Consider the following 24,327-nt stretch of genomic DNA (forward strand, 5'->3'; position numbering starts at 1 on the left):
CCCCCCGCCATAAACGCCATAAGTTCCGTTATTTTCCAACATTTTAGCCACAGGCGAAACCTCTGTTTGTGGCTGTTTTTTGAATTGATTTTCCATTTTAAATGCGTTTTAATTGTTAATTTCTTTATTTTTGGCAACAAAAAAAGCCGTTAGGAAGACCTAACGACTTTTGTTTGTTCTTAACTTTAATTATGTGAGCGATATGATTACAATACAAAAACCCAATTACCTTCCCTTGTTGAGATTGCAATTGTTCCACCAATTTTTATATGTAAATGTATAAATCATTCCTTCGATTCAAATAACTTGTGCAAATGTACGAAAAAACATTTTATTCTTCCAAATAAAATTGTATTTTTTTTTCGAAAAATTGAATTTTTAGGATTTGTCGCGTGTTTTTGGTTACTTTGAATCGGTTATCAAGACGTCTACCAACCACCCAAACGATGTCCGCTCCCGAGCAAAGTAGCCATTGTTGTTCCTTTTCTATCAAAGAATATTTTTCGTCCTTAAAAAATTTGCTGAGTTTCTTTTTTCCGACCATCCCAAATGGGTAGAAATAATCTCCATCTTTTTTGTGACGAATCACCAAGGGATAGTTTATCAAATCGACATCTACAAAAATTTGATTGTCGGAAAACTCACCAACTTCCTCAACAAAATCAAAATGCAACCTTATCGGAAAATCAATGGATTCGGAAAATTCTTTGATTTGATAAATTTCTTCAGAAATTTCGGTTTTAGGTTCTAAAATCCATTGATTCCGATTTTTTAGCAGACGATGAGACGAAGAGAATAATTGCTTCCCCGATTCGGATTCTAACAATTGTTTCAAATCCTGAAGATTTGAAAATCCATACGGATAAAACAACTTATGCAACACAAAATCAATGTTTTGGAGTTGTTTCAATGCTTCCGAATCCACAAAGATACGATTATTTTCCTCAGTAAATATGTTTTTTTTGAGTTCAGAGATATGAAAATCAACGAAATCCGCCGTTTGTTCCAAATGAAAGAGAGTTTGTTGAAAATTTTGAATAAATGTAGGGTGTAGTTCTTTCAATTTTGGCGAAATATGATGCCGGATATTGTTTCTCAAATACACATCGGAAGCATTGGAGCTATCCTCTCGCCAAGAAAGCTGATTTTCAACAGCATATCGATACAATTCATCACGAGAAAAAGCTAATAACGGACGGATAATTTTACCGTTTTTTGGAGGTATTCCCAGCAATCCGTCTAAGCCCGTGCCTCGCGAAAGATGGATGATGAAAGTTTCCAAATTATCATCCGCATGATGTGCTACGGCAATGTAATCACACTGCTTTTCGGTAGCAACAGTTTCAAACCATTCATAGCGGAGTTTCCGAGCAGCTAATTGTGTATTTGTTTGATTTTCAACTATGTATTTTTTTGTATCGAATCGCTTCACCAAGGTTTCAATGTTGAGTTTATCTCCAAAATCAACAACAAACTGTTGGTCGGCATCGCTCTCCGCACCTCGCAACTGAAAATTGCAATGAGCCAAAATAATATCAACCCCCAACCGATATAAACAATGCGTAAGCACAACGCTGTCAAGTCCTCCACTAATGGCGACCAACACTCGTTTGCTTAGCAACGAGTAACGGGTAATATGATTCTCTAAATCTAACATCTGTTGTTCGATTTTTACACCTCCAAAGAACCTGTAAATTAACGGTAAAACCTCATTTTCAGTATTGTAGGAAACAAAACTGATTATTTTTCCGAATTATTGCTAACGATAATCTGTACCGTGTTTTTTAGCACTTGCTTTAACAATACATTCTTGTTGTTTTCAACCTCACCGATAGCCTCTTCCGTAGCGTGTCGGATGGTGTAAAGATCCACGTTTTCCGCTACCGATACTCTGAATTTAGCTTCTAACTTTTCCAACAGATGAGTGAGCGTATCGAATTTATTATCCACGCAAACGGAAAAGCTAATAGCTGAGTTCTGGATAACGCTCACTTTCATTTTAGCATCATGCAGTTGCTTGAAAATGTAGCTTATGTGATCTTCCATAATGAACGAAAAATCCAGTGACGAAAGGGAAATCATCACTTGTCCTTTTTTCAGGATGAAACACGGCACCTTTGGTTCCAGTTCCGCTACATTGCAAACAGCACTTCCTGTAGCCGTTGGGTTTATAAATGATTTAACGTATAGCGGTATCTCCTTCTGTTGCAAAGGCTGTAAGGTTTTCGGGTGAATTACCGAAGCTCCATAGAACGCCAATTCGATAGCCTCTTTATACGGGATTTTGTGCAACAATTGTGTTTTTTCGAAATAGCGTGGGTCAGCATTCAACACCCCTGGAACGTCCTTCCAGATGGTCACACTGCTTGCGTTCAGGCAATAGGCAAAAATAGCGGCTGTATAGTCCGATCCTTCGCGTCCTAACGTGGTGGTAAAAAAGTTGGCATCGCTCCCTAAAAACCCTTGAGTAATGTTCAATAATGATTTGTTGACGCTGTTGGTAATGTTCTCTTGGGTTTCTTCCCAATTCACACTACCATCACGATAGTTACTATCGGTTTTTATGAGATTTCTCACATCAATCCAGGTGTTTTTTATGCCAGTGTCATTCAAATATTGACTGATAATGGTTGTAGAAAGTAATTCCCCAAAACTTACCACTTGGTCGTACACAAAACTGTGTTTTGGAGACTTGTTTCTTTCCAAAAAAGATTCTAATTCCGCAAAAAGCCCATCTACTTTCCAATAAACGGGATGATTTTCATTCGAAAAAAGTTCTTTTATGATGTTATAATGAAAATCTTTTATGACTTTAATGGAGTCATTAAGGATGTGTTTATCCTTAAAATAAGCGTAAATGACATCTTCCAATGCATTGGTAGTCTTCCCCATTGCGGAAATGACGATGAGGGTGTCAGAATATCCAACCTGTTCCAAAATTGAGGCTACATTGCGAACCCCAGCAGCATCTTTCACAGACGCTCCTCCGAATTTGAATATTTGCATAAAAATTTATTTGTTTTGATTTCGTTGCAAAAGTACATAAAATCGAAATACGAAAAAGAATTTTCTGCGATTTATTCAAAAAAATAACTTTTTGTTTTTACTGTAACATTTTGTGATAAAAATACTTTTTAGATCTCGTAAGACAGAAAGAGGCGTACTTACAGTACGCCCCTATTCACTATTCCCTAATTGGTAAATAGCAACTCGCGATATTTTGTCAATGTCCACAGTTCATCATCAACCATTATCTCAAGCTTGTCACAGTGATAACGTATCTGATCGAAAAACGGTTTCACCTCGTTGCAGTAAATTTTAGCGGTTTCCTCTGCGTTTTTGGCTTTGTTAGCTTTTTTACGAGCCTCTATCATATCATCTACTTTACTGTGAATCACTTTGATATGTTCAGAAATTCGCTTAATAAGCTCTACCTGCTCTGAAGCAACGTCCATATAACCATCTCCAAAAATTTCTTTTAACCCACGGACGTTTTCGATAAGTGTGTTCTGATATTTGACTGCGGTGGGAACTACGTGATTTCGAGCAATATCCCCGATCAAACGTCCTTCAATTTGGATGTTTTTAGCATATTCTTCCAACTCAATCTCATAACGAGCTTCCAATTCAACTCTCGTCATAACGTTCATGGATTCAAAAAGTTGTATTGTTTTTTCTGAGACATTAGCTTTCAAGGCTTCGGGCGTAGTTTTATTGTTGCTTAGCCCACGTCGCATCGCCTCCTCTTCCCATTCTTGACTGTATCCGTCTCCTTCGAAACGTATTTTTTTGGATTGTTTGATATACTCACGTAGCACGTTGAAGATTGCATCGTCCTTTTTCAATCCTTTTTCCTCGATTAAAACATCCACCTCTTTTTTGAAGTCAATCAATTGTTTTGCTACGATGGTGTTGATGATTGTTACAGGTTTTCCGCAGTTTGCTTTTGAGCCTACGGCACGAAACTCGAATTTGTTTCCAGTGAAAGCAAATGACGAGGTTCGGTTTCTGTCCGTATTGTCTAAAAATAAATCCGGGATTTTTCCTACAACATTGAGTTTTAGGTCTGTTTTTTCTTCGGGAGATAGCTTTCCTGTGGAAACATCTTCCAATTCGTCCAGCACTTTAGTCAACTGCTGCCCGATAAATACCGAAACGATAGCCGGAGGAGCTTCATTTGCTCCCAAACGATGGTCATTACTTGCTGAGGCTACCGAAGCTCGTAATAATTCTTCATATTCACATACCGCTTTGATCGTACAGATGAAAAAGGTCAAGAATTGTAGATTTTTCATAGGTGTTTTTCCTGGAGCTAATAGGTTTACTCCTGTGTCCGTTGCCAATGACCAGTTGTTGTGCTTCCCTGAACCGTTAATTCCTGCAAATGGTTTTTCGTGAAATAAAACTATAAAATCATGTCGCTCAGCAACTTTGTTCATCACATCCATCAAAAGGGAATTCTGATCTACCGCTAAATTGGCTTCCTCAAAAATTGGAGCTAACTCAAACTGATTAGGAGCCACCTCATTATGACGTGTTTTGACAGGAATACCCAGCAATAGACATTCTTGCTCTAAATCACGCATATAGCTTAAAACACGACCTGGTATTGACCCAAAATAATGGTCATCCAACTGTTGTCCTTTGGCAGGGGTATGTCCCAACAAAGTACGTCCTGCAATCATCAAATCAGGACGCGTACTTGCCAAGTCTTTGTCAATCAAAAAGTACTCTTGCTCCCATCCTAAAGTAGAGATAACTTTGGTTACGTTTTTATCAAAATATTTAGCTACTTCGGTCGCCGCTTGGTCAATCGCCGTTAGGGCTTTCAATAGGGGAGTTTTATTATCAAGGGCTTCACCCGTATAAGAAATAAAAATCGTTGGGATACAAAGTGCTGTTCCATAGATAAATACAGGAGATGTTGGATCCCAAGCCGTATATCCACGAGCTTCAAAAGTGTCGCGAATTCCTCCATTTGGAAAACTCGACGCATCTGACTCTTGTTGCACTAACTGACCTCCACCAAATTTTTCGATAGCTCTACCTCTTCCTATCGGTTCAAAAAAAGCATCGTGTTTTTCAGCCGTTGAACCTGTTAAAGGCTGAAACCAATGGCTGTAATGAGTAGCTCCTTTTGAAATTGCCCAATCACGCATGGCTGTAGCAACTTGATCGGCAATTTTGCGGTCTATTTTTGCTCCATACTGAATGGCGTTCATCACGCTTTCAAAGGCTTCCTTAGTCATATACTGACGCATGGTTTCCTCATTGAAAACATTTTCCCCAAAAAGTTCGGAGCGTTTTCCTTTTTCTGTAATAACAACGGGCTTTCTTTTGCCCACTTCTTTCAAGGCATGAAATCGTAAATTTGGCATAGTTGTATGATTTTTATGGGGCAAAATTACAAAAAGAAGATGAAAATACAACATACACCCCTCAAAAAAATAGGGGTGTGTAAATTAATATTCAAATTCAGGTGTTAGATTTCAAAAAAACACCCTTCAAATTTCTTTTGAAATCTGACTTAAAGAAAATACGGCGAAATGTTTTTTTTCTAAAACTTGTAACATTCTCTTTTTTTTAGCATCTTTATACCAAAAAAGAGATTTGACCACCGAATTTTCAGACATACTAAAAGGTTGTAAGCGGGGAGACCCTAAAGCACAGACTGCACTCTATCGGCAGTACGTAAAGGCGATGTACAACACTGCCTTTCGGATATTGCAACAGAGCGACAAAGCAGAAGATGTTGTGCAGGAATCGTTTATAAAAGCCTTTGAAATGTTGGATTCGTACCGAGCAGAAAGTACTTTCGGGAGTTGGCTTAAGAGAATTGTAGTTAACGAGTCATTGATGTTGTTGCGAAAAGAAAAGGTATCAATTTCTTTGGATACGATTCCCTACGAAGCGATAGACGATAATCCGCAAGAAATTTGGGATTTTCAACAAGAAGAAGTACAAATTTTATTAAAATGTTTAGGTAATCTGCCCGAAAAACAACGTGTTATATTGAATTTATCTCTAATCGAAGGGTATGACAATGAGGAAATTTGTGAAATTTTGAATATTACTGACCAAAATTGCCGAACAATGCTTTCGAGAGCTAAAAAATTATTACGAGAAACCATAATACAGATGAAACATGATCGAAAATAAATTTGACATATACGAACCTTTAGACGGACACGAAGAGCGTTTCTTGCAAAAGCTATCGGAAAGAAATATTACTAAAAAAACAAAGAGAAGATCGCTTATTCGTAAAATTGTTTATACAAACATAGCTGCAGCAGTGCTGATCTTCGTAGCTTTCACATGGAATTACAATGCTGGTGATCGGCTTGAAATAGCCTCTCAAGTTGCTTACGAATCGGAGCAGTATTACCTACCGATGATTGAGGAAAATATTGAAATTATCAAAAATTCAAACAACGAACTCTTAGCAAAAGACGCTCTAAATCAACTAAATAAAATGAAAACCGACTACGAACGATTGCGAAATGAAATCATTGCTCAAGGAGAAAATGAGTTCTTGATAACTGCCATTCACACCAATTTTGACACACAATTGCAGTTTTCCAATCGCGTGATAACGATGATAAATCCTTTACAAGGAGCAGAAAATGAAACTTAAAATAATAGTAAACAGAAAATAAATTTTAGAAACTATGAAAGATATTATGGTTAAAATAAAAAACAATATGTTCCTAAATTTACTTGAGAATAGGAATTGGGGAGTAGCGATTCTGCTTTTGTTCTCGCTGTCCATCTGGGCAAACGAACCTTATTTTAAAGAACAAAAACATACCGAAATTCAAAAAATCAGCAAAGAGTTTCAGGTGAGTAGTTCGCCGAGTTTGTATGTGTCCAATAGATATGGGGATATTACGTTGCTGACCGATAAAAATCTAAAAGATAAAATCAAAATAGAGGTCGAAATCAAAGTAAGTGCTAATGATCCGAGTGTTGCTCAAAGTAGAATCAAAGAAATTTCGGTCAATTTTAGCCAAAATGCTTCGGACATATGGGCTAAAACACAAATTGCTGAAAGTAACAGCTTTTTTGGATTAAGAGGCAGAAAATCATCGGTGCAAATGAAGATAAATTACAAAGTTTCGTTACCTGTGAAAACACATCTTACACTCGAAAATAAGTACGGAAACATTTTCTTAAACAGAATTGAACACGATGTGAAAATTGACGCTCAGTACGGCAACCTACAATTGGGAGAGGTATTGGCTAATGCAAAACTTGATTTGGAATATATCTCAAAAGCAAATATGGAATCAATAAAATATATTGATATGGACGCCTCATATTCAAACATTTTTGTTGAAAAAGCTGATAAGGTAGACTTGGAAGCAAGTTATACGAACTTAAAACTGGGTAGCATAAAACAACTCCAAGCTGACGTTTCTTACGGAAATTTTGACATTAATGAAGCTGATTTTCTGAGCTTGGAAAGTGATTACACCAACGTTTCTATAGGAAAAATTAGCAACCAACTTTCGGTCGATTCTGATTACGGAAGGGTTATTGTTAAGGAGGTTTTACCTACAACAAAATCGGTAAGCATGAAAAGTAGCTACGCTAGTATTTCTGTTAACTATCATCGGAATTGGTCGTTCAATTATTATTTTTCAACTTCGTACGCAAGTTTGAGAACCCCTGATAATCTTCCATTTACTGAAAGAGACCATCGGCAAACGAGCAAATACGTCAAAGGAAGCAAAGGAAAGGCAAACAATCTGTTTCGGATTGAATCTGACTATGGAGGTGTTTCCATTACAGAAGAATAAAAAAAACATATAAATTTCTAATAATCAAATAAATAACAGATAAATCATGAAAAACATTTTTGCATTTTTGTTTATCGCTTTTTCAGCGACAAGCTATGGTCAATTCTTTTTGAAAGAAACTATCAAAGATAACGGAAACGTTAAGGTAGAAAATCGCACCACGGAGGCATACACCAAGGTTAGCAATATCGGGAATCTGTACGTAGTACTCACAGAGGGTAAGGTTGGAAGCATTCGTGTGGAGGCTTCGGATAATATTCTGCAGTATATCCTCACTAAAGTTGAAAATGGAGAACTCAGCATCAGGCTTGATCCGAAAAATAATTACACCCTGAAACACAAAGTTGTAGTGTATGTTCCCGTTGATCAATCGCTACAAAAAATATTACAGAAAGGTTCGGGAGATGTAGAGCTAAAAGACCTTTTGAAAGTAGAACAACTCTCTTGCGAATTGGCGGGTTCGGGAGATTTAAAAATCAACGTTAAAGCAAAACAATTATCCCTAAGTGTTGTCGGTTCAGGAGATCTTGAAGCCAAAGGTTCTGTTACAGAACTTCAAGCCGAATTGACGGGTTCGGGAGATTTGGATGCAGAAAAACTTACTGCTATGAACGCAAAAGTTACAGTGAATGGCTCTGGCGACATCACAACTTTTGTGACTGAAAACGTTGAAGCTCGGGTTTCAGGTTCGGGAGATATTGCCATAAAAGGAAATCCAAAAAAGAGAGACTCAAAAGTAATGGGCAGTGGCGATATTCGATTTATACCCTAAACGCTAATTTGAGAAATCAGAAAAAACATCGTTCAAATACTTTAAAGCAAAATTGTGTTAACTTCTCAGATGCCTCCCAAGTTGAGCTTCTGAGAAGTTTTTAATGTATAAAATTTATGTCTCTATGTAGTTAAAACAGTAAATATGAGATAAAAAAATAGTATAAACTATCTCTTGACATTCGACACGATGGAAATTCCTTTTTGTAACAAAAGATTGTTAGGTAAACATATTTCCTCATCTTCAGAGGTTCTCAATAAAGTATAAAAAGATTTAATATCCAAGATTTCGCCTTCAATAGGAAATTCTTTGTCAATAAACTTAATCTTATCACCTATTTTAAACGGAAACGAAAAGAAAATTATCACCCCCGCAGTGATATTACTCAAAATAGACCACTGAGCGAAAAAAGCCACTCCAATAACTGTCAATACAGAGGAAAGAAATAAAAATAATTTATCACGCTCAATTCCCCAGACCGAAATCAATAAGATAACGATAAATGTGAAAATCAGATAGCTGATGTATCGCTTAACTAAATTGGTACGATTTTCAAGAAAACTTGCTTTTCTAGCTACGCGTTCCACAATTGAGAAAGAAATACTTCGGACGATCACTAAAATCACGATGGATACAACAGAAGCTATTATTTGATTGGTGTAGGCTTCTAAAAAATTAAGGACGAACATACGTTTTATATTTTTGGTTTTGCAAAGATATGAAATAAAGAACAACTACGGATGAAATGTTCTACATATCCTAATCAATTGTTATTACTCTGTTGTATACGCTTATAAGTTCTTGATAAACAGAGCTGTCTGTAAATTTCTGAGCGTGTTTAAATCCTTTTTCAATCATTTGTAAGCGTTTTTCATCATCTGAAGTAATTGCAATAATCGCCCGTTTGATTTCTTCAGTAGCATTGTTGAGATTGATGTAAATACTATCCTCTCCTCCAGCCTCTGAAAAGCAACTTCCTTGTGAAGTAATCACAGGCACTTTTGAAAACAAAGCCTCCACAATTGGTATTCCAAATCCTTCAAAAATAGACGGATAGCAAAAGATGGTGGATAGCTGATAAATCACAGCTAATTCTTCCATAGAAACATTTTTAAGTGCTATCACTCGATTTTTCATTTGGTGTTTACGACAATAAGCTTCAATCTGATCGTAGTATTTTGTTTTTTTACCAACTAATACCAAAGCGATGTCTAAATCCTTGATGGCTTTGACTATTTCTAAGGCATTTTTGCGAGGTTCGATGGCTCCCACATAAAGTACGAAACGCTCGGGAAGAGCAAATTTTTTACGCGTATGTTTTTTAATTTCAGGAGAATATTTTTTTTTAAAAGCTTCATGACATCCCTGATATACGACAGAAATTTTTTCAGATGGTACTCCAAGAAACTCAACGATATCGCGTTTAGTTTGTTCACTAATGGCGATGATGTGATGCGACTTTTGAGCTGCTTGACGGAATTTCCAAAAGTACATCTTCCTGTCAAAAAATGAATACCACTGAGGATAACGAACAAAAATCAAATCATGAATGGTTACGATTGTTCGAGTGTGTTTTTGGATTCCAAACGGAATTTCTCCGGAAAGTCCATGATACAAATCTAAAGACTCTGTCTGTGCCAATCGGCTTATTTTTAGCATACGCCAAAGGCTTTTCATTTTTTTCCAAAAAAACGATTTGGGAGTGATAACTTTCGTGTGTCCATCAATCCTAACACCAGAGTGTACTTTGGGTTTCGGGTTGAATAGAACCAATTCAAACATTTGTTGTTCTTGAAGTATGCGAATCAAATCACGACTGTAATTCCCTAATCCCCGCATGTTGTGAAACGCTCTTTTAGCATCGAAGCCTATTTTCATACCTAACCAATCATTTTCATTTGCCTACAAAAGTACGTCTTTTTTTTATCTTCAAAAAAAAATTCCTTATTTTTTTTTAATCATTTTTGTTTTTTCAAAATTATTTTCTAACTTTGTCCCATAATTTATTTAAAACAGATATAACATGAAAACACTGAAAAAACTTGGAACACTAATGGTTGTTCTTTTTGCGACTTCTGTAGCAACAGCTCAGCACAAAATCCTTACTTTGGAGCAACTACCAGCTAAGGCACAAACTTTACTTAAAGAAAATTTTGGAGGTTTGGACATCGCAGCAATTTGGGAAGAAACTGAATATTTTTCTCAAAAAGAATACAATGTGACGTTCAACGATGGCTCAGAAATTGAATTCCGTTCTAATGGTGATTGGAAAGAGGTGAAATCGAGAACAGGAAATGTTCCCGCAAACATCATTCCTGTAGCTATAAGCCAACATATTACCAAGTATTTTCAAAATACGACTGTTAGAGAAATCAAACGTCGTAAGTCTGGAGGGTACGAAGTGGAGCTTTCAAACGGTTTGGATTTAGAGTTCAATAGCAAAGGAAGATTTGTTAGAATTGATGACTAACCAGACTTTTCTCTGTGTGTAAATCTAATTGAAGTTGATTTAACATACTTTTCAATCGGTTACCAACACAGAGACTTGATTAGAAGAAGTTTCTTGTCTACAAAAACAGTTAATGAAAAGAAGCTGTCCGAAGAGGACGGCTTCTTTTTTTTGGCAATGTGCTAAAAAATAATGTTTTTTTATTTGCTTAAATAGTTGTAAACTCAGTGCGTTGATTGGAAGAGGAAGCAAGTTCTGCTGAGGAGCAACTTGTTATCAATACAATCGATGTTCAAGATGATAGTTTTAGAAGTCGTCCGAAAAGTTTAATTTTGATAAAATTCTAAAAAGAATAAATGATTGATAATCAATGTTTTTTTATAAGCTTCTGTTTGAAGTTTATTTTTCGGGTAGCTTCGCTTTTATTATTTTAAACACGTCGAATTTAATTAACTTTTAAATAAGTTCGTTTTCATTTTTCTTGCGGTAACTATTAAAGAAAAAAACGCATAAAACGAAATAAAAAAGACATATTAACCACATTTTTAAATACATATCGTGAATGTCAGTAAGCGCAACGCCTCCTTGGGTTAGTGATACAAACCCTTTGATAGCGGTTGTGCTGGGGATAAATTGCGATAAAAATTGTAATAATTTGGGCAATGATTCCACAGGCCAAGAGATACCGCTGAGTATCAAAAAGGGGATAGACGTGAACGAAATGGTCATTACGGCATCTTCACGATGTTTAAAAAACCGAATTAAGAATAAGCCCATAAAGGCAACACTTAGGAAAAACGGTAGCATAAACAAATATACGTCTATTAGCTTAGCTCGTTGAGGTATATCGAAAAAAGGCATAATAATTCCCAGTACGATGGTAATGTACAGTAACGCTATAGTTAAGTAGCTTCCTGCTTTTCCGAGTAAAGTTGCAATGACTCCACGGATGGTTCTGACGGTGTAATGATTTTGCAAAAACTCTTTCTTTTCGCGTTGTGTTCCTCCGAGAAGTCCAATTCCTGTGAGTAAAAGAGTTTGAATAATAAGTAGATACACCATCGGCATTGCAAAGGTTGCATATCCTCCGTTAGGGTTAAAAAGCGTTACAGTCTGTGCATTGATTGCTTTAATTGTATTGATTGCTTGGTGGTTTGAAACCCCTTGTGCCGTAAGTCCCTTTAGTTCAATACCTGCATTCATATAAGCGATGGAGGTAGCTACAGCTTTATATACTTGTTTGTAGTAAATAAAATAGGCTACATCGTAATACCCCGAAACAGAGGGGCGCATTTTTTTATAAATCTTTTCAGAGAAATCACGTGGGATGACAACTATACCGTGAACTTTCCCTTGGTAGAACAGTTCTCGAGCTGCATCAAAATCCGATGGACTTTCACTTACCGAAACCTGCTCAGTAGCATTTATCATTCGCATTAGCTGTCTGCTTTCGCTAGTTCTACACTCGTCTACTACAGCTATATGAACGTCATTGGTCACCTCGTATGAGTACACATAGGTATATGCCCAAGCAACGATTATTGAAATGATAAAAAACGACGCCCATACGGCAGAATCTGAAATAATCCGCTTCATTTCCTGCATATAAGCATATGTCACTCTGCTAATTCTTCTCATAGCCGTTTTGTTTAATAAGTTTTACAAATTTAGGGAAAGAAATAGTTATTGTGCTGATAAACAAGCAAAAAGCTAGAATGTTTTCCCAAGAATAATAGAACGAAAGACCACGTATGGCGGTATTTATGTAACTTTGTAGAAAGTGTGTGAAAGGAAAAATTTTAGCTACATATTGTATAAAAACAGGCATCGCTTCTAACGGGAAGGTATATCCTGAAAAAGAAAAAGCAATCGCCGTAAAGCCTCCACCAAAGGTTAGAGCCATTCGTAAATCTTTAAAAAAGGATACGAAAAATACAGCTAACACCTGATTAACAATAACTAAAAGCAATGAAAGCAAAATCGTAGCTCCTGCATAATTTGCCTTGGCAGGAATGCCAATTACTTTAAATAGGTAAATATCCATACATAACGCTAAAACCATAAAAACAATGGTGTAGGGGAGTAACTTGCCAATTAATAGAATCCACGCATTTTGCCCTGCTTCTTCGAAATGTATTTCAGCTGTACGATACTTAAACATTTGCCCCAAAGCAAAAATGGAAACAATCATTACAACCATTTGAAACATCATGGGAATGAACCCTAAGCTCAAAAAATAATTATAGTTTTTGTAAGGGTTATAAAGTGAGTGGGCATCGTTTTTTATGGATTGAACTTCGGCAAAGGCTTGCTGGTAGGAAGCTCCTTTTTTAGTTCGTTTATTCAGATTAATCCCAGCAGAAAGCGTCGATACGGTGTTGATAAAAGCTGACTGTATGAACCCTGAAGGAAGTAAATACGCTCCGTTAGTATAACAAATAGCTTGAGTTGTTTTATTCTGCAAAATATCTTTTTCAAATCCTGAAGGAATTATTATGTAGGCATAGACCTCTCCTTTTCGTAGTTGATTTTCAGCGTTTTTAGGACTTTCTACCTGTTCTGAAATTTGCATAATACTGGTTGCGTCAAGCCATCGTATCAGTTGCCTTGACATTGCCGATTGGTCATAATCAGTTACTAATACAGGCAAATCTTTTGGCGTGTCTTCTTGAAAAGCGTATCCAAAGAAGCCGAAAATCAAAACTGGAAGCCCTAAAGCCATCATCAACCGTTTGGGCGATGTCAATAATTGTTTAGCTTCTTTTATAAAAATTGTACGTAATCCCATTTTGTAGCATTTAGTTTCTTCCTCATATTGATTTTTATTTTATTCCTTCGGAAGAAAAGTTGATTTTATGAAAATATCACTCGGGTTTTAAAAAACTTGTTATCAAATACTTTCTGTTCACTATATCTCCTGATTTACTTTGAATACTTTCGGTGTGAATTTGAGTTTTCAGGTGTTTAAACCCTGACTTTAGAGCAAACTCAATGACCTCTTCTTGGTCATATAGTGTAAAACCAAATCTTGAAAAGGGCAACGTTGTCATAAATATTTTTTCGGCAAAAGTGACATTCAGTATACCAAAACGACGTAACACTCGGAAAAGTTCATCAAACATCCGTGGCGTGTCATTCCAAAAATAAATGGTATTCACACTAAATATTTTTTCAAAAGATTCTTTAGCAAAAGGCAGAACTCCCCCTTCATACTTATGGAAAAAGGCTTTTCCTAATTTTATGTACTCCTGATTGATTCTTTTAGCTTCAATATGCATTAAATCAGACACCTCCAATCCATGGTATTTTATATCCGTTTCTCTTTCAAAAATATTTTTCAAATGCTGACAATTGCCGTGCCCTAATTCCAAAAGCAAATCATCAGGACGAAGGTTTAACAAATCCACTGTGTTGAGTGTCATTGCCGTATTGGTGTCGCTCATCATTTCAGCCACCTGTAGTCCTTTCTCTCCAAAAGGATTCTTCAATTGCTTGGCGAGTTCTTCAAATTTTTCCTCTTGATTCATTGTTTTTGTGAAAATGCATAGACGTTTCAAAAGTAATTAAAATACGAATGCAACTGAAACATTTTCATTATTTTGCATAATAGTTTTTGAAAATAAAACAGTATAATATATTCGCAAACAAAAAGTTATCGTTCCCTCTTCATTCCGACTCTTCCACAGTCATCATTGTCATCTCTCTATGAACTTTTGTTGTAAAATTTAGAAGTCGTTACCTCTTCATTCCGATACTTTTTGTTACTTTTGGTTATTGTTTAACTAAAACAGACATTCCAGGCAACAATCCCTCTACTTTTTCTACTGGATATGCTTTGATTTCAAAGGTTTTCCGGTCGAAATCGCCTTGTGATTTGGTTGCTGTCCATGTAGCGAAATCAGCCATTACGGCAATGTGTTTAACCTCAAGGGTGATTTCTCGATTGTCCAAAGCAGGAACAAAAGCGTTGAATTTAGTCCCTTTTTGGAAACGACCCATAAAATCTTCACGAATGTTCAAAACTACCCAAATATCTGATAAATCAACCAAGGTAATAATGGGATAGCCTGTATTGACCAATTCTCCTTCGTTGGGTATAATCTTTTGAATTTCAGCAGATAAAGGGGCGTACAGATTCGATTCGTTTTTGTAGGAAGTAACTTCGTTTATAGCTCCTTGAGCTTTGTCAACCAAAGCTTTAGCTGCTTGTTTATCTTCTTGTTGAGCTCCTGCCAAAGCCAAGTCGTATTGTGATTTTGCCGCATTGGCTTGTTGTATGGCTGCTTGGTATTTGGTGTAGACCTCATCTCTTTTTTGAGCAGAAACCAATTGTTCTTTGAACATATTTTCAACTCTTTTGTATGAAGTTTCTGCAAAATCAGCAGCAACTTTGGCTTGTTGCCAAAGACTGTACGCACCTTGTATTTGCTGACTTCTAGCTCCTGCGTTAGCTTTGTTAAGTTGAGCTTGAGCCGCATTGTGAGCCGCATTAGCTTGTTCTAATTTTGCGTTAATTTCAGGGGTTTCAATGCTTAAAAGCAAATCTCCTTTTTTAACGGATTGTCCTTCTTGAACTACAATCTTATCAACACGTCCTGGAATTTTTGGAGCTACATTAATTTGTTTTGCTTCTGCTTGACCTTGCCAATAATGCTCTTCTGCTCGGAATAATGAACTTATGGCAATAATAGCAATGACGATAATGATTATGATTGGTATTAATTTAAAAATTCTTTTTCCTTTCATTTTAATTATTTTTTATAATTCTTAATCTCTATTTTTTTTAGGTTGTATGGGATATTTGACTATTTATCCTTACGAGTTTTATTGTACGGAATAGTTGCTTAAAGTACCTGTGGTTTTTAACATTTCCATGGCTGCTTGACGTTGTTGCTGAATACCTTGTATTTGTTCAATTACTACCTTATAATATTCATTTTCAACTTCCAATCGGTCTGAAATATCAATCAAACCTTCCGTATATTGCCTTATAGCAGTGTCCAAACTGTTCTTAGCAACGACTACTTTCTGTTGATTAATGTGCATTTTTTCATTTGCGATACGATAATTAACCATGTTTTTATCAAGTAATAGCGAAAGTTTGTCATGAGCATCAGTCAATTTACTTTTTGTGGTTGCAATGTCTAACTTGGTTTGCTTGATTTTATTAATTCGGCTCATTCCTCCGAATAACTCCCACTTCACGCCAACTCCAACAAACCATGTTGGTGAGAAAGTGATTTCGTTTACGCCGATGTGTATGTGTTTTTTTGTTAAGGGCGACATTCCTAAGTCAAGATTAGCATCGAATAAAGATGTATAACGAACTCCTCCCATAGCCATCATTTGTGGTAAGAAAGAACCTTTTTCTTTTTTAAGCAACCATTCTTGAGCTTCTATGAAAGATTGTAAAGCTTTTATTTCGTGTTTGTTTTCAATAGATAAATTTGTATTGTCAATGATAATAAAAGGCTCAAAATCATTTACTACAGATTCGATTTGTGTCGAATCAAGTCCTGTTAAGTAATTGATTTTTTTGTAGATAAGGCTTTTGTTTCCGTCAAGTTCAGCTTGTTTCGAGGCTAATTCTAACTGAGCCAATTTTATCTTATCTCTATCAAAAGGAATAGCTAATCCTTGTTCAATACCTTTTTCAACTCGTTTGGCTTCGTTTTCTAATCGTTTTGTACTGTCGTCAATGAGTTTTTGAATCGCTTCCAATACTTTGATTTGGTCAAAACTCGTTACTATTTCTTGTATTAATTCGTCGGCTACAATTTTTCCTAAATATTCAGTTCCTATTCGTTTGCTTTCCAAAGCTTTAGCTCCATATGGGATTTGCAAACCACAGAAAAGAACCATTTTAGCTGTAACGCCCCCCATCATAACATTTCCGTATGACTCGGAATGTTTTGTTGTATTAAAAATCGTATTAAAAAGAGGTAGCTTCAATAAGGGTAGATGTTGAGTTTCCAATTCCATCTTTGTATTGCTATCGGTATACAGATAGGCTCCCGAAGCTTCCACTCTGGGGATGTATTTCTGTAATACATCCTTACGTTCTAACGCTAACTTTTCCTGTTCAATTTCCTTTTGTTTTAAAGTTTCATTTTTTTTCAATCCTGAACGTATGGCTTGGTCAAGAGATTGAGAAACAATGACCTGTGCTTTTGAGCATATGGATAAAAGAGTAGCTCCGATTATTAAAAATGATTTTTTTGCATTCATTATCAAATATGATTTAATGGCTAATAAAATTCGGTGCAAAAGTAAGTTTTTTTTTTATGCTAATGTGACACAAATGTGTCATAATCATTCCTTGTTGAGGATGTTTTTTCGGATTCGTGTTAAAGCCTGCCTACTGATACCTAAATATGAACACAGGTGGGAAACAGATACGCGATTTACCAATTCGGGATTCTCTTTCATCAAATCCAAGTAGCGTGTTTCAGCATCATTAAACAGAAAGCTTTCTACGCGCCTGTACACTCTTTTGAAAGCATTTTCAGCAACCAGACGCATATAGCGTTCAAAAAAAGGAATTTTGTCAGAGCATTTACGTAAATGTTCGTATGAATGGTTGATAATAGTCGTTTTTTCGAGACATTGGAAGTAAAACCGACTTCTTCGAGGAGAGTCCAAGGTGGTGTAATCGGCTACGAAAATTTCCTCTTGATGGAAACTTACGGTAATGTCATTGCCTTGTTCGTCTATGTAGAAACCTCGTAGCAAACCTTCTGCTACAAAACCAATTTGGGTTTGCTCTTCATCCGCTTTAATATAAAAATCTTTCAAATGAAGTGTTTCTATTGAAAGCCCTTTTGCAAAATAACATAAATCTTCCTCAGTAAGTTTTGGGCAAAGTGTTTTTACAAAACTGAGGTATTTTATCATAACATCTTGCATAGAAAACGTTTTCAGGCAAAGATATAAAATCAAATGTGAATAGCAAATTATGATTTGGGTTTTTCAGAGTCAATCGAATTGTTTAGCAAAGCGGCGTGTTTTGGTGGTATGAATTTGTAGAAAAGTACAACGACATAAATAATTATAATTTCTACTTTTTAATTTTTAGGAGTACGCTTTAAGGTTAAGTTTTTTTCAATAGAGGTTCATTTTCTATGAGGTTAGACGTACGAAATCATATTTTTAGAGCTATTGTAATACATAGGGACTTTGTGGATATATAGTTTATTTTTAATGAATTACGAAAAAAAGTTATTTTTACCAACCATACATAAATATTAGGATATGTTTTATGTTTCTATATGGCTTAAACTCTAATTTACTGAAACTTTATACTTTCACTTACTTTTAAGTTTAAAATGGTTGAAATAAACGAATTAAATCCTGAAAAATTTCATGCGTTCAATTTAATTTTTGTTGAATTGGTATAAGAATTTCGTAAGTAGTAAAATTGTACTTGGGGTTGAATCTAAGTTGCGTGAAAAAATGTAACTAAAATCTTTATTTTTCTCAATTTCTTTGTACCTTTGCTCCCAAATATCAATAGATCAAATGAAGAATTCAATTATGAAGAATTATGGTGTTGTAGTGCGACATAGGGTTCGCATATTTATGGCTGTAGTAATGTTTTTTACTACAATGTTAGGTTTTTCGCAAGATTCTACTCCTGTGTTGGACGCTCAATCCAATCCACCACAGCTTGGTGCATGTGGTGATGCGGCCACTTTTACAGTGACTTTGAATTTGGGAACTACAGCTTATCCTAATGCACAGTTGGAAATTACTATTCCTAATGATTTTGAGTATGTTAATGGAGAGCAGACCAATGTAGGTGCCGTAAACTTTGTTTCCCAAACGGGTAATAAAGTAACCCTCAACTTGAACATACCTGCCCATACAGCAACTCAGCCACAAATGCACGTAACATTTAAGGCTAAAGCCCTTTGTGGTAGTATTGCAACAACAGCAGTGGGAGCAACAAAACCTCGAATGCGTTACAAGCTCACTGGCGCAGGAGCTGAGCAACTCAAAGAGGGTAAGGATATTAACGTATTGTATGCAGTACTAAATATGAAAGTTGACCCAATGTCAGCTAATTTGCCTTCGGGTGAGTCGGTTCAGCGTACCATAGTTATCACAAACACAGGTAACTCTGCTATCAGTTCCTTTAAGATAGCCACTACTTTAGGTGCAGGGTTAGAAATTACGGGTTCTGATTTTTCTGCTGAACAAACCAATGGCTGGGTAATAACTAATTCGAACGGGACGTATCAATTTTCAGGGAAAGACCTTGCTAAGGGTGATGTTGTAACCATCACCCAAACCTTAAAACTTAAAGGATGTACTGATTTTACCAGTTCATATACTGCAAGTTATGGATGTGGTGGGGACGAATCTTGTCAGTACAATGAGATTAATCAGGCTACAAAGTCGCCAGGAATTAGTTTGGATAATACTAAGAAACCGATTTTAGTTGTTTCAGCAGTGAATTCTGACGGGACTCCTTTTAAAGGTCTCAGAGACGGAGGTTTGTGTTTTGATACCGAAATAGAGCACTACATAAAGATTGAAAATCAAGGTGCTGGTACAGCCAAGGATTTGATATTTACCATAGAGACTTCTAGAGGAGTCGAAAGAGGTTCAACCTATTTTATAGAAAATAGTTACCAAATGGCGGATGATGCTGCCATAACACAAAATGTAGCTACTCCAATATTAACTCCCGAAACTAGTACACATGTATGGTCATCAGAAAGAGGGATGCATTATGGTACTACAGGTAAAAACTATCTTTTAGAAATGCGTTTACGAGATATACCAGCAGGTAATGCTTTGTATGTACGCGTAAAAACACGTAACAACTCACCTACGGCGGGTTGTGAAACTAAACCTAAGAACATTCATTATGGTTATATTGCTACAAAAGTTAGATATAGTAATGCAAACCCGTGTGTAACGTCTGCACCTGTATCTACCGACCCACTAGGTGTCCACTCGGGGAAAGAAGTTCATTTTTATGGGGTTAATGTGGCTGATGCTTTTGTTCATGGAGGGCAAAAATATAAAGGCAAATTTAATATAACAAGAATTTTAACAACCTTTAATGGTCTTAAAAAGGATGATTATTTTGATATTGTATTGAATTTATCACCTTCGTTTACAGGAGTTTCTACCAGCACAGTGAAACTTAGTACCGCTATTCAAACTATAGAACCTAGTGAGATTCTTAAGAATGGTAATGAATTACGTATTCGCTTTAAATACCAGGATACAAAAAAACCATACAATAATGAAAATTGGTCAGGATTTGATTTTCTATTAAATGCTGCTCAGCTTGAGTTTGAAGCTACTTATAACTGTGGAGCAACTGTTGGAGGCGATCCAGCTTGGTATAGTGTCCATATGGAATTAAAAAAACATATATCTTGTGATGCGTCCTATTTATTAGCAACTGGTTGCGATAAGGTTAATTTAACTCCTTATGGTTGTAGTTCTGGTTGTGTTAATGGTTTTGTACGTGGCATTCCTACTGTAGAACGAATGGTTTATGGTTATGAAGCAAGTGATCCTGATAATGGAGGACTTCCAAAGTATGACGGATCAGGTAATCCGATTTCTATTAATCCGGATACGTATACACGAACCATACAGAAGTCTTTTTTCCATACAGGAGATAGAATTCGATTTAAACAAAGCGGAGAGGTTAAGAAAACAAATACAGAGCAATGGACGCAGGGACAGTTCTCTTTTCCGATGCCTGAAAATTTACATGCTGATGCAAATCCTTTGACTATCATTGATCCACAAAGTGTTATTTTAACCCTTCAACGGGCGGGATCTACTTATACGGCAACGGCTTTAGATCTTATTCAAACAGGAAATAAGACAATTACTATAGAGTTTAACATTGCTACTTTACATACAAAAGGATTTCCTCCCTCTATTGCAGATTTTCAAAATGGAGACGTTCTTACAATCTCAATGGATATGACTCCCAATAAATTTGGTCGTTCAAGTCGAGGACAGAAGCTATTTTACCCTAATTTTAAGCTTGTTCATAATGGGGTTGATGTGTCTTGCGGACCTTCGGGCGTAGCCAATAGTTACTATGGAATCACCCGTTTTGGACTTTATGCGCAATCAACAAATCATCCCACACGTCGTCAAATTGTAGAGTGTACAAGAGATTCAGATTCCTATTTTAACCTTGATGTAAATTTAGATGAGACACCTGTAACGAACGTAATGTTCCCTAATGAAAATCGTAATCTGTTGCGTCCTAAAAACATATGGTTTAATGTGCCTAAAGGACTTATTTTGACAGGAGTTAAAATACGATTAGATGGTCAGGGTAATACTAATTTTGGGGATACCTCAATAGATGTTGATGCAGATAATAATGACGGTAATGATTCTGAGGTGACTGATAATCCTAATTATCGCTTTGATTTAGATAAAGCTATGCGCAATTTGATAAAAGCCAAATTGAATCATGGGGACAAACCTTTGCATATTGACGAAGGATACCGTATATACATCGTTCCACAGGTAAAAATCAACTGTCATGCTGGGGCGCAGGAGCGTTTGTCCATAGATGTTGAACTGGAAGGAACAGGAGAGTCGATAAATTCTCCAATCCGCACTTATTTAGAACAAATCAATATACGTACAGGTGCTCAGTATATTGACTATCTTACTGATAATGATAAAATAACAACTACAGTAGCTCAGCCTAATTATGTGGGTAATACGAATGAGGTACGTTGGGTAGTACAAGCAGCGAATAGTTCTACTTTCCATAAATTTACCAATTTGTGGATAGCATCAACCGATATGGAAATCACTTCGGTACAAGAAGTTACTAACGCTACAGGAGATATTCCTATGGGAATTCCTTTTACAAAAGAGACTTCGGGTATTTTTAAATTGGATAAATTAGATCCTACTAAAACCCGTTATTTCTTGGTAAAAGCAAATATAATCGACTGTGGTACAGGTAGCAAAAATATTTTGTTTGGACAAGGTTGTGAGGGCTATCCAACAACTATTGATGCTAACTCACCTTGCGTAACTTCGTTACCCGTTTCATACAGAAAAACAGAAGGTGCGTTTCAGGTGAAAATTGAAAGCCAACCACCAGCAAATTATCGTCCGAAATTGTGTGATCAAATAGAGTACGATATTGAGATTAATAACTCCGGGATTGGTATTACAAAAGAGGTTCATTTGGACATTCCAATGGGGCTTGACCAAGGATTATTCTTTGTTAATGGAAGTGCTCGTATCTCACAAAAGTATACCTCTGGGACACAAGGTACAACAAATAACTGGGAAGATGCAAATGTTACTTCCAATAACAATATCATTTCTATTAGTTTAGGAAATAATGTTTTATCACCTGGGGAAAAAATCCGTGTGCGTTTTAAAGTACAAACTACAAATGATTGTAAGTTTAACAGTCACCAGCAGTTGACCTTTATTCCAAAGGGTAAAAATTTCTGCGGTAGTGATATAACCGATATCAAGAGTGCTACCAGTGATAACATCATTATTCAAGGGGATAATTCTAACAGACCTATCGTAGTTATAGAAAAAGCAACAGCAACCGTGACTTTCGCTGAAATAGGGGCTACGGGATCTCCAATGGCTAAATATGAGGTGAAATTTGTTAATAAGGGAAGTGATATTAACTCTGATGCTATAAATGCCAATGCTAAGTTTGCTGTTAAATTACCGACAGGCTGGACGTTTGTTGATCAACAAGAAATAGCAACTAAATCGGGTGGCAAATTACAGTATGAGAGCTTGGAGGATGGTTTCTATGTATATAAATTACTGACCTCAATGCCTAAAGGTGAGGCTCTGGAAATAAACGATATTTCGATGAAGTTTACAGGTGCCATGAATTGCAATAATGCAGGGGAGGTACAAACACAATTGTATTACGTGGTGGATGTAGGAACTTTCGGTTCTAATTGTAGCGTTGCACCAACGTGTAATTTGAAAACAGTTATTGTAGACCGTAAACAGCTATTAGTAAATAAAGTACCAAAGGCTAAATTGAAAACGGATGCAAATACTGATTTGTGTGGCACTAAAACTATAGCCGATTTAAATACTTTGGTTACAGGAAATGCAAACTTAGTTTGGTATGATACGCAAACAGGAGGAGTTCCTTTGGCAACTAACGTTCAAATTCCTATTGGAACAACAAGCTATTATTTAGCACTTAAAGATGCCCTTACGGATTGCGAAAGTGCAGAGCGATTAGTTGTCACGGTTACTGTGAAAGAAATCTCAGAAAGAGGTCATATTAGTAGAAGACAATTCTGTGATATTCCTTCGCTGACAGTTCAAAAATTAAAAGAAACTATAAACCTTGATGAAGAAGGTCTTATTAAAGTCTATGATAATGGGGGAAGTACGGCTAAGTTAGACACTGATATTTTAACCCCAGGTGTATTATATCAGTACACTCGTACTCAAGCTGGGAAATGCGAGAGTGATCGTAGAGATATTACGCTTATTATAGGAAAAACACCGACACCTGTATTAGCAGAAGTTCTTTGTGGACAGATGACCGTTGATCAGTTAAAAGCCAAATTCCCAACACTTTCAGCTATCAAAGTATATAATGGAGCTTCTGAGGTTACATCGGGTAATTTAGGCGTAGGAAACTATCAGATTACCAATACCGAAAACGGTAAATGCGAAAGCGATAAGTTAAATAAAACCATTTATGAATCACCTGTACTAAATATAACTAAAACGGATGCTTCTTGTGGTGTAGCACCATCTGTAAAAATTAATGGATATAATACAGCATTTACATATACCATAACACCGAATTTGACCATAGCAACTGATGGTACAATTACAGGATATACATACGGAACCTCGTATGAAGTAAAAGTAACCAATGGAGGTTGTAGTGCTATACAAAATTTCGTGGTAAACAACACTTGTACTATTGATGCTGTTGATGATTCGCTTATAGAGGTTGATGCACTTAGTCCTTTGCGTACGTCTACAACGACGATATTGTCGAATGATACTTTGGGAACTGCATCGGCAACGTCTACCAATGTAACTATTACACAAATAGCTGCTGCCGACCCGCGTGTAACAATTGACACGGCAACGGGTAAAGTACAAGTGAACAGTGATTCTGTTCCTACAGGAATATATACGATTACTTATCGTATCTGTGAAAGAGTAAACGGTACGCCTTGTGATACAGCAACGGTAACGGTAAAAGTAATAAACATCAAGACAGGAGATGATGAATTTACGTATGAAAACGGATCTCTTTCAGGAAGTGGAAATATATTGGATAATGA

General features: G+C 36.3%; 17 protein-coding genes. 6 read left to right on the top strand and 11 right to left on the bottom strand.

The window, feature by feature from the left end:
* Window positions 1–331 precede the first annotated feature (331 nt).
* The 3 genes from tilS to CCAND38_RS05825 form a co-directional block, all read right to left on the bottom strand.
* A complete protein-coding gene (gene tilS / locus CCAND38_RS05815; RefSeq protein WP_042344317.1) occupies window positions 332–1,657 on the bottom strand; it encodes a tRNA lysidine(34) synthetase TilS in 1,326 nt (441 codons plus the stop codon).
* Between the two features lie 83 nt (window positions 1,658–1,740).
* On the bottom strand, window positions 1,741–3,006 hold the full coding sequence (locus CCAND38_RS05820) for an aspartate kinase (RefSeq protein ID WP_042344318.1): 1,266 nt from the start codon (window positions 3,004–3,006) through the stop codon (window positions 1,741–1,743).
* Window positions 3,007–3,191: 185 nt separating this feature from the next.
* Window positions 3,192–5,378, bottom strand: coding sequence for a glutamine synthetase III family protein (locus CCAND38_RS05825; RefSeq protein ID WP_042006720.1), 2,187 nt, complete (start codon window positions 5,376–5,378; stop codon window positions 3,192–3,194).
* Window positions 5,379–5,610: 232 nt separating this feature from the next.
* Here CCAND38_RS05825 and CCAND38_RS05830 point away from each other — a divergent pair, with 232 nt between their 5' ends.
* The 4 genes from CCAND38_RS05830 to CCAND38_RS05845 all read left to right on the top strand — a co-directional run bounded on the left by CCAND38_RS05830 (window position 5,611) and on the right by CCAND38_RS05845 (window position 8,571).
* Window positions 5,611–6,159: an RNA polymerase sigma factor gene (locus CCAND38_RS05830; protein ID WP_042344319.1), complete on the top strand. Its 549-nt coding sequence runs from the start codon at window positions 5,611–5,613 to the stop codon at window positions 6,157–6,159.
* Window positions 6,146–6,634, top strand: coding sequence for a hypothetical protein (locus CCAND38_RS05835; RefSeq protein ID WP_042006724.1), 489 nt, complete (start codon window positions 6,146–6,148; stop codon window positions 6,632–6,634). Before CCAND38_RS05830 ends, CCAND38_RS05835 begins: the two co-directional genes overlap by 14 nt.
* Window positions 6,635–6,701: 67 nt before the next feature.
* Window positions 6,702–7,799 carry a DUF4097 family beta strand repeat-containing protein gene (locus tag CCAND38_RS05840; RefSeq protein WP_156129777.1) on the top strand — a complete coding sequence of 366 codons (1,098 nt, stop codon included), beginning with the start codon at window positions 6,702–6,704 and terminating at the stop codon, window positions 7,797–7,799.
* Between the two features lie 46 nt (window positions 7,800–7,845).
* Window positions 7,846–8,571, top strand: coding sequence for a head GIN domain-containing protein (locus CCAND38_RS05845; RefSeq protein ID WP_042344321.1), 726 nt, complete (start codon window positions 7,846–7,848; stop codon window positions 8,569–8,571).
* A 167-nt stretch (window positions 8,572–8,738) separates the two neighbouring features.
* Here CCAND38_RS05845 and CCAND38_RS05850 read toward each other — a convergent pair whose 3' ends face one another.
* Entirely contained in the window at window positions 8,739–9,260 is a 522-nt protein-coding gene (locus CCAND38_RS05850) for a mechanosensitive ion channel domain-containing protein (protein WP_042006727.1), read from the bottom strand.
* Between the two features lie 70 nt (window positions 9,261–9,330).
* Window positions 9,331–10,449 carry a glycosyltransferase family 4 protein gene (locus CCAND38_RS05855; protein WP_042344323.1) on the bottom strand — a complete coding sequence of 373 codons (1,119 nt, stop codon included), beginning with the start codon at window positions 10,447–10,449 and terminating at the stop codon, window positions 9,331–9,333.
* A 145-nt stretch (window positions 10,450–10,594) separates the two neighbouring features.
* Between CCAND38_RS05855 and CCAND38_RS05860 the strand changes: the two genes are divergently transcribed.
* Window positions 10,595–11,041: a PepSY-like domain-containing protein gene (locus CCAND38_RS05860; RefSeq protein WP_042006730.1), complete on the top strand. Its 447-nt coding sequence runs from the start codon at window positions 10,595–10,597 to the stop codon at window positions 11,039–11,041.
* A gap of 435 nt (window positions 11,042–11,476) precedes the next feature.
* Here the strand turns inward: CCAND38_RS05860 and CCAND38_RS05865 are convergent, their stop codons facing one another.
* From CCAND38_RS05865 to CCAND38_RS05890, 6 genes are all read right to left on the bottom strand, one after another.
* Window positions 11,477–12,658 carry an ABC transporter permease gene (locus tag CCAND38_RS05865; RefSeq protein ID WP_042344325.1) on the bottom strand — a complete coding sequence of 394 codons (1,182 nt, stop codon included), beginning with the start codon at window positions 12,656–12,658 and terminating at the stop codon, window positions 11,477–11,479.
* Window positions 12,645–13,808, bottom strand: coding sequence for an ABC transporter permease (locus tag CCAND38_RS05870; protein ID WP_042344327.1), 1,164 nt, complete (start codon window positions 13,806–13,808; stop codon window positions 12,645–12,647). Before CCAND38_RS05870 ends, CCAND38_RS05865 begins: the two co-directional genes overlap by 14 nt.
* A gap of 76 nt (window positions 13,809–13,884) precedes the next feature.
* Window positions 13,885–14,547 carry a class I SAM-dependent methyltransferase gene (locus tag CCAND38_RS05875; RefSeq protein WP_042344330.1) on the bottom strand — a complete coding sequence of 221 codons (663 nt, stop codon included), beginning with the start codon at window positions 14,545–14,547 and terminating at the stop codon, window positions 13,885–13,887.
* 244 nt (window positions 14,548–14,791) lie between these two features.
* The gene (locus CCAND38_RS05880) at window positions 14,792–15,766 is read right to left on the bottom strand and encodes an HlyD family secretion protein (RefSeq protein WP_042006737.1); all 975 of its coding nucleotides are present in this window, start codon (window positions 15,764–15,766) and stop codon (window positions 14,792–14,794) included.
* Between the two features lie 78 nt (window positions 15,767–15,844).
* Window positions 15,845–17,248 carry a TolC family protein gene (locus tag CCAND38_RS05885; protein WP_042344331.1) on the bottom strand — a complete coding sequence of 468 codons (1,404 nt, stop codon included), beginning with the start codon at window positions 17,246–17,248 and terminating at the stop codon, window positions 15,845–15,847.
* A gap of 84 nt (window positions 17,249–17,332) precedes the next feature.
* Window positions 17,333–17,914 carry a Crp/Fnr family transcriptional regulator gene (locus CCAND38_RS05890; protein WP_231550003.1) on the bottom strand — a complete coding sequence of 194 codons (582 nt, stop codon included), beginning with the start codon at window positions 17,912–17,914 and terminating at the stop codon, window positions 17,333–17,335.
* Window positions 17,915–18,538: 624 nt separating this feature from the next.
* Here CCAND38_RS05890 and CCAND38_RS05895 point away from each other — a divergent pair.
* Window positions 18,539–24,327, top strand: a 5,789-nt coding sequence (locus CCAND38_RS05895; protein ID WP_156129778.1) for an immunoglobulin domain-containing protein, incomplete at its 3' end; no start/stop codon positions are given.

The organism is Capnocytophaga canis, assembly GCF_000827555.1.
Taxonomy (GTDB): domain Bacteria; phylum Bacteroidota; class Bacteroidia; order Flavobacteriales; family Flavobacteriaceae; genus Capnocytophaga; species Capnocytophaga canis.

Bases quoted from the DNA above. Each gene is read 5' to 3' on its own strand.
- CCAND38_RS05850 (WP_042006727.1), bottom strand. From the start codon at position 9,260: ATGTTCGTCCTTAATTTTTTAGAAGCCTACACCAATCAAATAATAGCT.
- CCAND38_RS05840 (WP_156129777.1), top strand. From the start codon at position 6,702: ATGTTCCTAAATTTACTTGAGAATAGGAATTGGGGAGTAGCGATTCTG.
- CCAND38_RS05845 (WP_042344321.1), top strand. From the start codon at position 7,846: ATGAAAAACATTTTTGCATTTTTGTTTATCGCTTTTTCAGCGACAAGC.
- CCAND38_RS05885 (WP_042344331.1), bottom strand. From the start codon at position 17,248: ATGAATGCAAAAAAATCATTTTTAATAATCGGAGCTACTCTTTTATCC.
- CCAND38_RS05875 (WP_042344330.1), bottom strand. From the start codon at position 14,547: ATGAATCAAGAGGAAAAATTTGAAGAACTCGCCAAGCAATTGAAGAAT.
- tilS (WP_042344317.1), bottom strand. From the start codon at position 1,657: ATGTTAGATTTAGAGAATCATATTACCCGTTACTCGTTGCTAAGCAAA.
- CCAND38_RS05825 (WP_042006720.1), bottom strand. From the start codon at position 5,378: ATGCCAAATTTACGATTTCATGCCTTGAAAGAAGTGGGCAAAAGAAAG.
- CCAND38_RS05820 (WP_042344318.1), bottom strand. From the start codon at position 3,006: ATGCAAATATTCAAATTCGGAGGAGCGTCTGTGAAAGATGCTGCTGGG.
- CCAND38_RS05860 (WP_042006730.1), top strand. From the start codon at position 10,595: ATGAAAACACTGAAAAAACTTGGAACACTAATGGTTGTTCTTTTTGCG.
- CCAND38_RS05865 (WP_042344325.1), bottom strand. From the start codon at position 12,658: ATGAGAAGAATTAGCAGAGTGACATATGCTTATATGCAGGAAATGAAG.
- CCAND38_RS05855 (WP_042344323.1), bottom strand. From the start codon at position 10,449: ATGAAAATAGGCTTCGATGCTAAAAGAGCGTTTCACAACATGCGGGGA.
- CCAND38_RS05835 (WP_042006724.1), top strand. From the start codon at position 6,146: ATGATCGAAAATAAATTTGACATATACGAACCTTTAGACGGACACGAA.
- CCAND38_RS05870 (WP_042344327.1), bottom strand. From the start codon at position 13,808: ATGGGATTACGTACAATTTTTATAAAAGAAGCTAAACAATTATTGACA.
- CCAND38_RS05890 (WP_231550003.1), bottom strand. From the start codon at position 17,914: ATGATAAAATACCTCAGTTTTGTAAAAACACTTTGCCCAAAACTTACT.
- CCAND38_RS05880 (WP_042006737.1), bottom strand. From the start codon at position 15,766: ATGAAAGGAAAAAGAATTTTTAAATTAATACCAATCATAATCATTATC.